Raw genomic sequence first — 14,291 nt, forward strand, 5'->3', positions numbered from 1 at the left:
CGGTGTTCGAGCACACGATTCCCAGCAACAAGAGTCTTTCGCAATGCGGATCGGAGTCCTTTGCAGCGGCGGTGACGCACCCGGCATGAATGCCTGCCTGCGGGCCGTCGTGCGCAGCGCAATCTCAGCCGGCCACGACGTCATCGGACTGAGGCACGGCTACCAAGGTCTATCACAAGAAGGTCTTGTGAATGATTCGGAAAGTGCTTGGACGCTCGATGCGCGGTCCGTTGCGCATATTGTCCAGCACGGCGGCACCATGCTTCATTCTTCACGATGCCAGTCCTTCGCTTCCCAAGCCGGCCGCGAGCGCGCGGCCGAAAACCTACGACGGCTGGGCATCGACGCGTTGATCCCGATCGGCGGTGACGGGACGCTTCGCGGTGCGGCGGAGCTGGCCGCGATATGGACCGGTCAGATCATCGGTTGTCCGGCGACGATCGACAATGACGTGATCGGCACCGATTTCACGATCGGGTTTTCGACCGCCGTCGAAACGGCGGTGAATTGTATCGACAAACTGCGAGATACGGCGGAAAGCCACCAACGTTTGTTTTTGGTCGAAGTCATGGGGCGGCACAGCGGTTATCTGGCGCTGTACACCGCCGTAGCCGCGGGAGCCGAGGTCGCGTGCGTTCCGGAAGTTCCCGTCGACGCCAAAGCCATCGTCGAGCTGGTTTCGGAATTAAAACGCCGCGGAAAACAATCGTTTATTGTTGTCGTTTCCGAAGGCGGCGAACAGGGCGGGGCGGCGGCGCTGAGTCGCCAGCTGGAACAGGCCGGTTGCGAATTCCCCACCCGCAGCGTCGCTTTGGGGCACATCCAGCGGGGCGGAACGCCGACGCCGGCCGACCGCATCCTGGGGACTCAGCTCGGCGATTTTGCGGTGCAGTCGATTCTCGACGGAGCCACAGGAATGATGGCGGGACAGATCGACGGAGAGTTGGTCCTGAGTCCGCTTGCCCGTTCGATTGAGGAACACAAACCCCTGCCGAATGATTTGGTGGAATTGCTGCGGCGAATGTCATGCTGAACCGAGGCGCCGCCGGAGCATGTCGCCGCCCTCATTCTTGTGGACGAGCGCTGTTACCACTGAAGGAAGCACCGATATGAGTACTCCGCGACAGGCACCGTTTTCGGTCTTGGATCTCGCTTCGCGCAAGGACACCGACCACGGACCTGCCCCCGCCATCGCGCGTTCTCTGGCCTTGGCACAACATGTGGAACGGTTGGGCTTCACACGCTTTTGGGTGGCGGAACACCACAATATGGACGCGATCGTCAGCTCGGCAACCGCGGTCTTGATCGCTCATTTGGCCGCGGGTACGGAGCGGATGCGAGTCGGCGCCGGTGGAGTGATGTTGCCAAATCACGCTCCTTTGGTGATCGCAGAACAGTTCGGTACGCTGGAAGCCTTGTACCCGGGACGTATTGATCTGGGACTCGGCCGCGCACCCGGATCGGACCAACGGACCGCTTGGGCATTGCGGAAACATCGTGGCGGCAACGCCGATGATTTTCCGAACGACCTCGCCGAGCTACAGGAGTATCTAGGGCCACGCGGCCCAGGGCAGCAGGTGATTGCGATGCCGGGAATGGACAGCAATGTGCCCCTCTGGTTGTTGGGCTCGAGTCTGTTCAGTGCCCAGTTGGCTGCCCAGGAAGGGTTGCCCTACGCCTTCGCTTCGCATTTTGCCCCTCGGATGATGATGCAAGCGGTCGAGCTGTACCGCAGCCAGTTTCAGCCGTCGGCAGTGCTGGAGAAGCCCTATGTCATGCTCGGCGTGCCCTTGGTTGCCGCCGATACGGATGCGGAGGCTGAGTTCTTGGCGACGACCACTTACCAACGCATTCTGGCCCTGATTCGCGGCCAAAGCATGCTGATGCGTCCGCCCGTACCGAGTATGCAAGGCCTGTGGCAACCGCATGAAGAGCAGGCGGTCAACAGCTTTCTAGGCCTTGCCATGATCGGCAGCGGTGAAACGATCGAAGCGAAGATCGAGGAACTGCTACAGCAGACGCTGGCCGACGAGCTGATCTTCACCTGTGACCTGTATGAGCACCAAGATCGGTTGCGTTCGTTCGAGATCCTCGCCGGCGTGCGCTCGTTCGATCGCCAGGTTTTCCCTTAACCCACCGCCCACTTGCATTTCCAAGAGACCTGACCCATTTGATTCGATCTATTGAGTCAATTAGGCGCTTGGCTCGGTTTCGTCACCGCAGAACATCAATCGACAGGGCCGTCGCGCCCCCGGTCGGCGGTCTGTGCCGCTCCAGGAACCACCCGCCGCTGCTGGTCGGGGAAGCCGAGCCGACGCGGAACGAGACATTGCCGTCCTGCCGCACCACGCCTTGGCGATCGGTTAAAATGCTTTCTTGCCGCCCGAAGGAACGGACGCGGACAATTGATTCTCACGACGAGCATTCATGCAGCGAGCATCCATACCGCGAGCTTCGATGCCGCTCGTGTCTGGGGCAGAGGGAGGGCACGGGTTGACCGCCGGGAAAACACCATCGCTTACGTATCGTCCGATTCGCATCGTCTCCGGCGGACAGACAGGCGTGGATCGAGCGGGTCTGGACGCGGCGATCGCGCTGGACCTGGACCATGGCGGTTGGTGTCCCCGCGGCCGCTTGGCCGAAGACGGCGAAGTCCCCTCGCGGTACGAACTGCGCGAGAATGAGAGTCGCGACTACACCGTGCGGACCGAACAGAACGTGCTGGACAGCGACGCCACGTTGATCCTGTACGAAGCAAAGCTCAAAGGCGGCACGCTGCTGACGCGGCGACTGGCCAAGCAGCACGCTCGGCCGAGTCTCAGCCTGCGCATCGATCGGCCTTGGTCGCCGGAGACGGTTTGGCAGTGGTTCGCGGCCGTGCGGCCGGAAACGCTGAACGTCGCCGGCCCGCGAGAAAGCACGTCGCCGGGAATCTACGAACGCTCCTTCCAAGCCCTGCTGCGAATCCTGGAACGTCCGTCTCAGGGACAGTAGGCGCCGTGGTGTCCAGCCTTCGAAAACAAGATCACAGGCTGGAAGCCTATGCCACAGGCTGCTACTGAAAACCGCCGGCGGCTTCGAACAGTTTTAATGCGTCGACCGTTTGGGCCACGTTGTGAACCCGCAGGACGTGGACTCCCGAGCGGGCCAGGGCCAGCGAGGCCCCCAGCGTGCCGGCGTCGCGATCACGCTGTTTGTCGCCCAGCACATGACCGACAAAACCTTTGCGCGAGTGACCGACCAGGATGGGCCAGCCCAGGCGGGTGAAGCGGGCCGCGTCGCGCAGCAGCGTCAGGTTGTGCTGGTGAGTTTTGCCAAAACCGATTCCCGGATCCAGGCAGATGCGATTCCGCTGGATCCCCGCCGCCAGACAGGCCTCGGCACGCTCGAGCAAGTAGCGCACGATGTCGTCCGTAACGTCGTCGTATCGGGGATCATCCTGCATGGTCTGAGGGGTGCCCTGCATGTGCATCACACAGACGCCCGCCGCGGTTCGCACGGCCACCTCGGTCATGGCCGCATCGCCGGTCAAACCGGTTACGTCGTTGATGATTTCCGCGCCGCACTCGACGGCCGCTTCGGCAACCAAGGCTTTGCTGGTATCGATGGACACCGCGGCGGACAGCCGCCCCGCCAATCGCTCGAGCACCGGTACAACCCGAGCTCGTTCCGCTTCGGCCGCAACCGGATCGCTGTACGGACGCGTGCTCTCACCGCCCACGTCGATGATGTCCGCTCCCTCGTCCTCCATCCGCAGCGCCGCTTCGACCGCCGCATCCTCGGCCAAGTGCCGGCCGCCGTCGGAAAAGCTGTCCGGCGTGACGTTCAAGATCCCCATCACCAAGGGCCGCTGACCCAGCGTCAGCGTGCGCGTTCGCAGCCGCCACAGGTTCGGGCCGGGGAAGTTTTGCGGCGAGGTCTCCAGGGTGGTCATGCATTCGGCTCCGTGCCCTCAGCGGAGTCGCCACGGACAGCCGCGTGGGGCCCATCCATGCTGGCCGCGTGGATGCCGCTGGTGTCCCCGCTGACCGAAGGCTGGGAAGTCATTTGCAGATACGCCAGTGCCGCGAGCAACGTGGTTGCGGGAACGCTGGCCGCCTGGCCCACATAACACAAACACACGCCCGCGGTGCTCAAGGCCATCGACAGCAACATCAACAGCAGGGTGTTCAACTTGTTTCTCACGGCGATTCTGTAGGCCGTCCGCAGCGCTGGGAGAGTTTTCATGTTGCGATCCACCACCAGCATGATCGCCGGCCAGAGCAGAAACGCCAGCACGACTACCACCGCGATCAAGGGCAACAAACAGACCATCCCAGCAAGGATCGTCGGCTGGGGCTCGAAACCGCTGGCCAGGCCGACCAACAGGATTGGAATCGGCAACAACACCAGCGGCGAGATCAGGGCCAGATAGCACAGGGCGGCTCGCCAAAACACGACCATCGAGGTCTGAAACAGCGTGCCCACACGGATCTCTCGGCCGCGGGCCAGGTCCGTACTCATCCGGATCAATCCCACAGCCAGATAGAAATAGGCCAGCGTCAGCAATAATCGCAGCACGCCGTTCATCAGCCCGAAGATCGCATTGCCGCTTTCCTGAGCCGCGACCGTCAGCACGATTCCCAGCAGAGTCGACGTGGCGGTGATGACCAACAGCACCAACCCGGCCGCGACCAACGGCTTCCAGGCGGCGCGAAACAGCTCCGGCAGAGGATTGATAAAGGCCGAGGGCTCGGGCGTGCGCACAACCACCGGCGGCAACGCATCGTTGGCCGCGGCGGCCTGCGCCGCGTCGTGATCGGGACGTGCCGGGGCGTCGCTTTGGGCCGCTGTGGTGTCCTCGGCCGGGACGACGAAGACGTGTTCGCAGACCGGGCACTGCGCCAGTTTGCCGATCGCCGTTTCGGGGACCTCCAGCCTCGCGCCGCACCGGGGACAGAGCCTCAGAATATCGCTCATCGCTCAGCTCACTTGAATTGGCCCGCGGCCGACTTCGGTTCGGTGCTGGCAGGTTCATCCCAGGGGCTGCTCGGGCCGACTTCGCGCTCCGCCGGATCGGCTGGACGGATCCATCGCAGCACGCTGACCACCACGCCCAACAGAGCCGAAAGCAACAGCGGAGACGCATAGGTGAACAACAAGAAGGCCAAATGCACGGTGCGTTTGGTTTCCTGAGGTTCTACCTCCTTGCCAAACCACGCGGCCACTTCGTCGCTGACCGCCGGCACCCGAGCCGCGTAGAACATCGCCCCCGACATCGCGCACAGGATCGTCATGCACAGCAACATGAATGCGATGCTCATCTGCGGACGCGTCCTGCGGCGGCGGACCGCCGCCCCGCCGGCCGAAGCGGGAATCGCAGCTCCAGAGAGATTGTTTCGCGAGGGGACCATCGTCTCAGTATAGCGCCTCTAAGCACGTCGCAACATTTAATTCGGCTTTACTCTCCCTCTGGGAGAGTCGGGCTCTTAGGCCCGGAGAGGGTTTTCGTAGGGCCCTCCCCGGGCCTCAGAGCCCGACCCTCCCGCTGCGCGGGAGGGTGTTGTCACGGGGTTTTATCGAAAGATTCATGCCGACGTGCTTAAAACGCCGGTTGTTGCCAGCGGCCGTGAAAAACCTGTTCTTCGATCGGACGCCGCTCGCGCGGTCCGGCGTCCCGCTCGGCCAGTTTGCCGGCTGGCGGATCTGGATCCGGGTATCCCAGGGCGATAGCCGTCTGCGGCTGGTATCCGTCGGGGATCTGGTACGTGCTGCGAACCTTCTCGAGTTCCACTCCGGCCATCTGATGAGCCTGCAAACCCAGCTCCGCCGCCTGCAGGGCAAAGTGCGCGGCGGCTGCGCCGAGGTCGTGCTGGGCCACCCGGTTGGGCTTGTCGTTGCGCTGAAAATGCTCGCGGGTGACCGTCAGGATCAAGACGCCCACGTTGCCAGCCCACTGTTGGTTGCCTTCACTTAAACAGGCCAGCATGCGTTGAAACTCCGCTTCCTGTTCGCGAAACGCCAGCAGAAAACTCCATGGCTGTTCGTTGAAACTGCTGGCCGCCCAGCGGGCCGCCTCGAAACACTGCAGCACCTTGTCACGCTCGACGGTGCGCGGCGTGAACGCATAAGGACTCCAGCGTCGTGTCATCGCGTCGATGATCGGATGATCGGGTTTGGCATTGGGCATCGGGCGTCTCCTGGGACCGAGGAATCGTTTCTTGATGATACCGCCTGCGGCGGCTCGCCTGGCGGTGCTTCGGTGCTTCGGTGCTTGGGTATTTCGGTATTTCGATGTTTCATCAGCGAGGCAGTTGAAGGCTGCCCACGACCTGTTCGACCGAGTCCGCCCGCAGCTCCGCTAGGGCTCCGGGCAATTGATCGATCAGACGCGTCGATACCTGAGGATCGTAGTAGTTCGCCGTGCCGATCTGCACGGCCGAAGCACCGGCCACCAGAAACTCCATCACGTCGTCGATCGTGGCGATCCCGCCGATTCCGATGATCGGTACGTCGGTTGCGCACCGGACCTGATGCACGCAGCGCAGCGCCACCGGTTTGATGGCGGGTCCACTCAGGCCGCCCATCACGTTGCCCAGCAAGGGACGCTGCTGCCGCCAATCGACGGCCATTCCCAGCAGCGTATTGATCAAGCACACCGCGTCGGCACCGCCGTCGGCGGCGGCCGCCGCCACCTCGGTGATTCGCGTCACGTTCGGAGTCAGCTTGGCCAGGATCGGTACGGGACAGGCCGCCCGAGCCGCGGCGACAACCCGCCGGCAAGCCTCCGCGTCGGTGCCAAAATCCACTCCCCCGGAGACGTTCGGGCAGGACAGATTCAGTTCCACTGCCGCCACGCCCTGACACTCGCCGATCCGCTGCGACAAGGCGACGTATTCTGCTTCGGTACGGCCGGCCACGCTGACAATGATCGCTGTTTCTACCTGGGACAGGTACGGCAGGTGGTGAGCGATAAACGCGTCCACGCCATCGTTGTCCAGCCCGATCGAATTCAACAAACCGGCCGAGACCTCCACGGTGCGCCAGGGCGCATTGCCCTCACGCGGCTCGGCCGTGATCGTCTTGGGAAGGATCCCGCCCAAGCGCGCGCAATCGACGATGCCCTCCATCTCACGGGCATACCCAAACGTCCCCGAGGCGACCAGGATCGGGTTCTTCAGTTGCAGACGGTTCAGAGAGACGCTTAACGAAGCCACGGTATTCCAAGAGAACGCGCACGGGGGATTTTAGGACGTGGGCCGCGGACCGGCCCGGGCCGCCGATAGCCTACCGCATCTGCCGCCCGATCGGGCAGGGGACAGAGGCGGGCAGGGGACAGAGGCGGGCAGGGGACAGAGGCGGGCAGGGGACAGAGGCGGGCAGGGGACAGAGGCGGGCAGGGGACAGAGGCGGGCAGGGGACACGGGCGGGCGGGGGACACGGGCGGGCAGGGGGCACGGGCGGTTCCGGATATGCGAGCCGTAGGGGCTGTGGAGGGCCAGCGTACCGGGCGTACAGTTTGGAGGCGGCCGGGGCGATATAAGCGATAGGTCTATTGGTCGCAGGACCGGTCGCAGATTGGCGAGCCGGGCCGCGACGTTTCGTTGATTGACCCGTTCTAGAAACCGTTCGAGGTGGACACGATGTGGCGCTCCTTTTTCCTGGCCGTGGCGATCATGATGATCATCCTGGGAATCGAATGCTTGATGATCGAGAGCGCTTCGCTGTACGCGGCCAAACAATCCTCCGCCACCGAACTGATGGACCCCACCATGCCGCCGGCGGCCACCACCCGGGTCTGGCAACCTGCCGAAGCGGTCCCCTGGGCCCTCCTCAGCGGTGGCGCCGTGATCATCCTCTACGCCATCACGCTGCCTAAACGCTGGGCGGCCGGCGGCGAGCCGGAATAGCCTCGGAAGCATCGTTTTTTCAGTTTTTCTTGCGCGGCAAGATTAGCTCCGCTTATGGTGCTAGTGATCTTTTCGCAGGTCCAAGGGCCGATGGAATCCCCCACGGGTGCCCGGGGCAAATGCTCAAAAACCCTGGAAAACTCGTATTTCGCAGCGGTGCGTTGGTCGCGATGAGAAGGTCGCTGCTGGCCTAGTGGTCGGCTTCTCCCCGTTGCATTGCTCGGCCGCCGGGCGATAGCATAACCCGCGGATCGGTCGGCGGCTATTGACGCTCGGCGGGGCCGCTCCTATTCTCATTATCGGTCCGGGGCGATCTAGCGCACCGTTATTATTAGCAACTCTTATTCAGTGGCTCTATGCAGCTTCGCTCGCTCGAACTCTTCTGCTCGGTCGCCCAACAGCGATCCTTCTCCCGTGCGGCCGAGAGCCACGCGGTGACGCAGAGTGCTGTCAGTCAAGCGGTGCTGCAATTGGAAGAGAACCTCGGCGTGCGGTTGGTCGATCGCAGCAAGCGGCCGCTGAACCTGACCGATGCCGGGGCCGTGTTTCATCAGGGGCTGCGGAAGATCCTCGGCGACTACCGGGCCCTGGAGCAGGAGGTGCGGAGCCTGGGCAGTCGGCTGCAGGGACGATTGCGGGTGGCGGCCATCTATTCGGTCGCGGCCAGCTACATGCCCGAGGCCAGCGAAGCGTTCCAGCAGATGCATCCCGACGTGGACCTGCGGATCGAACCGGCGACGCCGACCCAGGTCCTGGAGCTGGCGGCCAGCGGCGAGGTGGACTTTGGTTTGATCAGTTACGCGCGCAGCACCCGGACGGTGCGGGCGACGCATTGGCAACGCGAACCGATGCGTTTGATCTGCGCCCCGGAACATCCGATGGCAGCCGGCGGCCCGGTCCAGTTGGCCGAGCTGGATCGGTTGCCGATGATCGGGTTCGAGACGTCGCTGAAGGTTCGCCGGGAGATCGATCAATTCTTCTCCCAGCACGGCGTCCGCGTCGAGTACTTCATGGAGTTCGACAATCTGGATTCGATGATCCGCGCGATCCAGGCCAACCGTGGAATCGGAGTGCTGCCCGAAGCGGCCGTGCGACGGGAAACGGCCAACGACAGCCTGCGAGTGGTTGCCTGTCCGGAACTGTCCCTGGAACGGCCGCTGGGAATCATCCGCCGCCGTTCCGGCAAGCTCAGTCCGGCGGCAAGTGAATTCGCCGAAATGCTGTTGGGCAAACCGCTGGAAACCACCGGCCGGCGGACGGGCAAACCCGCCAAGCCAATCCGGCAGGCGAAAGTCCGGCAAGCCAAACAGGCCGGGCAGGACCAGCCGGACAAGCAAGTTAGGCAGGTCGAGCAGGTCAAACAGGCGAAACCCCCTGCGTCGCCCAGTCCGTCCCGTCAATTGCAAACCAACCCCGGCGGACGAACCACCGGCGACAGCCGAGCCAAAGCGAAGGCCGACGCGAAGACGCGTGTCGGCGGCAAAGGCAAAGAAGAGCCTCCCGGCCCGGCCCTGCGAAACAGCCAGACCGCTTCGGCGGGCAACGCTTCGAGGCCAGAGCAATGAACCGCCAGCGCCACGATCACGAGTTGAACCCGCATCAACCTTTGCCATCAAGCAACCCACAATATTCGGCCCCTATGAACGATTCAGTGAAAGCCAACGCGAATTTGGAAGAGCGACAGATGAACGAGCAATCTCACCCCCAGCCATCCACCCATCACCTCCCCGGCAAGCACGGTTTGTACGATCCGGAACTGGAGAAGGACAGCTGTGGGGTCGGTTTCATCGCGCACATCAAGGGCAAGCCCAGCCACCAGATCGTCCTGGACGCGGACGTTATCTTGCAGAACATGGACCACCGCGGGGCCTGCGGATGCGAGCCCAACACCGGGGACGGTTCGGGAATCATGTGCGGCTTGCCCGACGCCTTCCTCCGCAAGGTTGCCAAGCGTGATCTGAACGTCGAACTTCCCGAAGAAGGTCGCTACGCCGCCGGTCTGATCTTCTTGCCGACCGATCCGAAAGAGCGGAAGACGTGCAAGGACGCGGTCGAGGCGTTGGTCAAGGAGACCGGCCAGCAACTGCTGGGCTGGCGGGACGTGCCTCAGGAGACCGATCTGGCCGACGTCGGCCCCACGGCCCGGCGCTCCGAACCCTATGTCGAACAGCTGTTCGTCGCCGCCGCCGAAGGCCTCGACCGCAGTGCCTTCGAACGCCAACTGTACCTGATTCGCAAGCAGGCCAGCCACCAGCTGCGCGGCTCGGAGACGCTCGAGCAGGCCCTGATGTTCTACGTCTGCTCGCTCAGCACCCGCGTGATCATCTACAAGGGGATGCTGACGCCGGCCCAGGTCCTGCCCTACTACCCGGACCTGCGGGACGAAGATTTCAGCACCCATCTGGCGATGGTGCACAGCCGTTTCTCGACCAACACATTCCCCTCCTGGGACCGCGCCCAACCGCTGCGGTTCATGAGCCACAACGGCGAGATCAACACCCTGCGGGGCAACAAGAACTGGATGCAGGCTCGCGAGGGCTCGGCCGCCAGCGAGTTGTTTGGCGAAGAGCTGAAGAAACTGTTCCCGGTGGTCGAACCGCACCTGAGCGACTCGGGCACGTTTGACAACGTGTTGGAGTTCCTGTTGATGAACGGCCGCACGCTGCAGGAGGCCATCATGATGATGGTCCCCGAAGCCTGGCAGAAGCATCAGACGATGCCCGAAGAGAAGCGGGCGTTCTACGAGTATTTCTCGTCGTTGATGGAGCCCTGGGACGGACCCGCCTCGATCGCCTTTACCGACGGCCAGTACATCGGCGCGACGCTGGACCGCAATGGGCTGCGTCCCAGCCGTTACTACATCACGCACGACGACCGCGTGATCATGGCTAGCGAAGTCGGCGTGCTGCCGGTCGATCCCGGCCTCGTCAAGGAGAAGGGCCGACTGGAGCCGGGCCGGATGTTCCTGGTCGATTTCGAACAGGGTCGCTTGATTCCCGACGACGAGCTGAAACTGGGCTTCGCCAAACGCAAGCCTTACGGCAAGTGGCTGCGTGAACAGCGCATCCGGCTGGCCGACCTGAATCCCGACGGCGAACCGCACGGCTTTGATCCCGGCACGCTGCTGCCCCGGATGCAGGCCTTTGGCTACACCCTGGAAACGATGTCCTTCATGCTGCGGCCCCTGGTCGAGCAGGGACGCGACCCGGTCGGGTCGATGGGCAACGACAGCGCGCTGGCCTGCCTGAGCGACAAGCCGCGGATGATCTACGACTACTTCAAGCAGTTGTTCGCCCAGGTGACCAACCCGGCGATCGATTCGATCCGTGAAGAAGTGATCATGTCGCTGGAGTGTTACATCGGTCCGGAAAAGAACCTGCTGGAAGCGACGCCCGAGCACTGCCACCGATTGCTCGTCGAGCATCCGATTCTGACCAACGAAGAAGTGGCGGCGTTGGAACACATCAATTACGAAGGTTGGCGATCCCGCGTGATCGACATCACCTTCGATCGCGGCGAAGGCAAAGCCGGCTTCCAAGCGACACTCTCGCGGATCGCCGCCGAAGCCGAAGCGGCGGCCGACGAGGGCATTCAGATCGTTGTGCTGTCGGACCGCAAGATCTCCGCCGATCGCGTTCCGGTCAGCGCTCTGTTGGCAACCGGTGCGGTTCACCATCACCTGGTCCGCCGCCACAAGCGGACCCGGATCGGTTTGGTCGTGGAAACCGGCGAAGCTCGCGAAGTGCATCACCACTGCCTGCTGATCGGTTACGGTGCCGACGCGATCAATCCCTACCTGGCCTTCGAAGCCCTCTGGCAATCGCACGCCGATGGCCTGCTGGCCGAAGACTTGACCGACGAGAAGGTCGTCGCGGCGTATCGCAAGGGTGTCGCCAAAGGCATGCTGAAAGTCATGGCCAAGATGGGCATCAGCACGCTGCAAAGCTACAAGGGTGCTCAGATCTTCGAGGCGCTGGGACTGAAGAGCGACGTCATCGACATGTGCTTTGCCGGTACGCAAAGCCGCATCGCCGGCGTGGACTTCGACGTCTTGGCCGAGGAGACGCTGCGTCGTCACGCTCTGGGCTATCCCGAAAAGGGCGACCGCCATCTGCCACAGCTGCCCAACCTGGGCGAGTTCCACTGGCGAGCCGAGGGCGAAAAGCACGCTTGGAGCCCGCAAGCGATCTCCAGTCTGCAGATCGCCGCCCGCAGCAACAACGAAGACGCCTACTGGAAGTTCGCTCAGACGATCAACCACGACAATCAAGTCCGCTGTACGCTGCGGGGTCTGCTGGACTTTAAAGAAGGCGTTGCCGGCCCGGCAATCCCGCTCAGCGAAGTCCAGCCGCGCGAAGAGATCGTCAAACGATTCTGCACCGGGGCGATGAGCTTCGGCAGTATCAGCGCCGAATCGCACGAGACGCTGGCCGTGGCGATGAACCGGCTGGGCGGCAAGAGCAATACCGGCGAAGGCGGCGAGGATCCGATCCGCTTCCAGCCGTTGGAAAATGGCGACAGCAAACGGTCGGCCATCAAACAGGTCGCCAGCGGCCGCTTTGGCGTCACGATCGAATACCTGTCCAACGCCGACGAAATCCAGATCAAGATCTCGCAGGGTGCCAAGCCCGGCGAAGGCGGCGAATTGCCCGGTCGCAAAGTCGATCAGAACATCGCTCGCATCCGTTACAGCACGCCCGGCGTGGGCTTGATCAGCCCGCCGCCGCACCACGACATCTACTCGATCGAAGACCTCGCCCAGTTGATCCACGACCTGAAGAACGCCAATCCGGCCGCTCGGGTCAGCGTGAAACTGGTCAGCGAAGTGGGCGTGGGTGTGATCGCCTCGGGCGTGGCCAAGGCCCATGCCGACCACATCCTGATCTCCGGCGACACCGGTGGCACCGGCGCCTCGCCGCTGACCAGCATCAAACACGCCGGCCTGCCCTGGGAACTGGGGATCGCCGAAACCCATCAAGTGCTGGTCCTGAACGACCTGCGCAGCCGCGTCGTCCTGCAAACCGACGGTGGCCTGAAGACCGGACGCGACGTCGTGATCGCGGCGCTGCTGGGGGCCGAAGAATTCGGTTTCTCGACCGCTCCGCTGATCACCCTGGGCTGCATCATGATGCGGAAGTGCCACCTGAACACCTGCCCGGTGGGGATCGCCACCCAGGATCCGGAGCTGCGAAAGCAATTCACCGGCAAACCCGAGCATGTGGTCAACTATCTGTTCATGGTCGCCGAAGAGGCGCGACACATCATGGCCAAGCTGGGCTTCCGCACGATCGACGAGATGGTCGGCCGCTCGGATGTCTTGCAGACCGATACAGCGATCCAGCACTGGAAGAGCGACGGGCTGGACCTGTCGGCGATTCTGACCCCGGCGGTCAAGCCGCACGATGCTGTCGGCGTCCGCTGCACCCAGGCTCAGGATCATGGGCTGGAACGATCCTTGGACGTGACCACCTTGATTCCGCAGGCCCAGGCCGCTTTGGAAAACAAGACGCCGGTCACGATCGAATCGCCAATCGTCAACATCAACCGCACCGTCGGTACGATCCTCAGCCACGAGGTCGCCAAGCGATATGGTCAAGCCGGATTGCCCGAAGACACGATCCACTTGAAGTTCTCCGGTTCGGCCGGCCAGAGCATCGGTGCGTTCCTGGCCCACGGGATCTCGATCGAACTCGAGGGCGATGCCAACGACTACGTCGGCAAAGGCCTCTCGGGCGGCCGGATCGCCATCTATCCGCCGCGTGATGCCAGCTACGTTCCCGAAGAGAACATCCTGGTCGGCAACGTTTGCCTGTACGGAGCGACGTCGGGCGAAGCCTACTTCCGCGGGGTCGCGGCCGAACGGTTCTGCGTCCGCAACAGCGGTGCTCGGACGGTCATCGAGGGCGTCGGCCAGCACGGCTGCGAATACATGACCGGAGGCCGAGTGGTCATCTTGGGATCGGTCGGACGGAACTTTGCCGCCGGGATGTCCGGAGGTATCGCCTATGTCTGGGATCGACAGGGCGATTTCAACCTGCAGTGCAACCTGGCGACCGTCTTGCTGGAACGGATCGAAACGGCCGATGAGGAAGCTGAGGTCAAGGAGATGATCCAGAAACACCAGCGGTACACCGACAGCACGGTCGCCGCCGAAGTCCTGGACAACTGGCAGACCTTCCTGGATCAGTGCGTCAAAGTCATGCCCATCGACTACAAACGCGTGCTGGAACAGATGGCCGCCGAAAGCGAAGGCGAAGCGGCCGCGGTGTAGGCGTTGCCGTCAGAAACCGACGGCACGCGAACCGACTGCGCGCAAACGAAGCGAGCCGCCGCGGCAGCTCGCTCTGGGGCCTGGAACCCGACCTCCCATAAAAAACATCCCACATCGATCACCTTTTCGGA

11 protein-coding genes are annotated in these 14,291 nt (G+C 63.1%); 6 read left to right on the forward strand and 5 right to left on the reverse strand.

What is annotated here, in order from left to right; genetic code table 11:
* Positions 1-43 precede the first annotated feature (43 nt).
* The 3 genes from GE027_RS06810 to GE027_RS06820 all read left to right on the forward strand — a co-directional run bounded on the left by GE027_RS06810 (position 44) and on the right by GE027_RS06820 (position 2,994).
* The gene (locus GE027_RS06810; protein WP_153556433.1) at positions 44-1,033 is read left to right on the forward strand and encodes an ATP-dependent 6-phosphofructokinase; all 990 of its coding nucleotides are present in this window, start codon (positions 44-46) and stop codon (positions 1,031-1,033) included.
* Between the two features lie 76 nt (positions 1,034-1,109).
* Entirely contained in the window at positions 1,110-2,132 is a 1,023-nt protein-coding gene (locus tag GE027_RS06815) for an LLM class flavin-dependent oxidoreductase (protein ID WP_153556434.1), read from the forward strand.
* A 361-nt stretch (positions 2,133-2,493) separates the two neighbouring features.
* Complete coding sequence (locus tag GE027_RS06820; RefSeq protein WP_237607351.1) at positions 2,494-2,994, forward strand: putative molybdenum carrier protein; 501 nt, start codon at positions 2,494-2,496, stop codon at positions 2,992-2,994.
* A gap of 61 nt (positions 2,995-3,055) precedes the next feature.
* On the opposite strand, the gene folP is transcribed toward GE027_RS06820, so the two are convergent.
* The 5 genes from folP to GE027_RS06845 form a co-directional block, all read right to left on the reverse strand.
* Entirely contained in the window at positions 3,056-3,934 is an 879-nt protein-coding gene (folP, locus tag GE027_RS06825; protein ID WP_202617344.1) for a dihydropteroate synthase, read from the reverse strand.
* Entirely contained in the window at positions 3,931-4,959 is a 1,029-nt protein-coding gene (locus GE027_RS06830; RefSeq protein ID WP_153556436.1) for a zinc ribbon domain-containing protein, read from the reverse strand. Before GE027_RS06830 ends, folP begins: the two co-directional genes overlap by 4 nt.
* An 8-nt stretch (positions 4,960-4,967) precedes the next feature.
* Positions 4,968-5,393 carry a hypothetical protein gene (locus GE027_RS06835; protein WP_153556437.1) on the reverse strand — a complete coding sequence of 142 codons (426 nt, stop codon included), beginning with the start codon at positions 5,391-5,393 and terminating at the stop codon, positions 4,968-4,970.
* Between the two features lie 188 nt (positions 5,394-5,581).
* On the reverse strand, positions 5,582-6,169 hold the full coding sequence (locus GE027_RS06840; RefSeq protein ID WP_153556438.1) for a nitroreductase family protein: 588 nt from the start codon (positions 6,167-6,169) through the stop codon (positions 5,582-5,584).
* A 112-nt stretch (positions 6,170-6,281) separates the two neighbouring features.
* A complete protein-coding gene (locus tag GE027_RS06845) occupies positions 6,282-7,196 on the reverse strand; it encodes a dihydroorotate dehydrogenase (protein WP_153556439.1) in 915 nt (304 codons plus the stop codon).
* Positions 7,197-7,622: 426 nt separating this feature from the next.
* Here GE027_RS06845 and GE027_RS06850 point away from each other — a divergent pair, with 426 nt between their 5' ends.
* From GE027_RS06850 to gltB, 3 genes are all read left to right on the forward strand, one after another.
* Positions 7,623-7,889: a hypothetical protein gene (locus GE027_RS06850; RefSeq protein WP_153556440.1), complete on the forward strand. Its 267-nt coding sequence runs from the start codon at positions 7,623-7,625 to the stop codon at positions 7,887-7,889.
* Positions 7,890-8,245: 356 nt separating this feature from the next.
* Positions 8,246-9,454: a LysR family transcriptional regulator gene (locus tag GE027_RS06855; RefSeq protein WP_153556441.1), complete on the forward strand. Its 1,209-nt coding sequence runs from the start codon at positions 8,246-8,248 to the stop codon at positions 9,452-9,454.
* A gap of 119 nt (positions 9,455-9,573) precedes the next feature.
* The gene (gene gltB / locus GE027_RS06860; protein WP_153556442.1) at positions 9,574-14,160 is read left to right on the forward strand and encodes a glutamate synthase large subunit; all 4,587 of its coding nucleotides are present in this window, start codon (positions 9,574-9,576) and stop codon (positions 14,158-14,160) included.
* Positions 14,161-14,291 lie beyond the last annotated feature (131 nt).

This window comes from Roseimaritima sediminicola, from assembly GCF_009618275.1.
GTDB lineage: Bacteria > Planctomycetota > Planctomycetia > Pirellulales > Pirellulaceae > Roseimaritima > Roseimaritima sediminicola.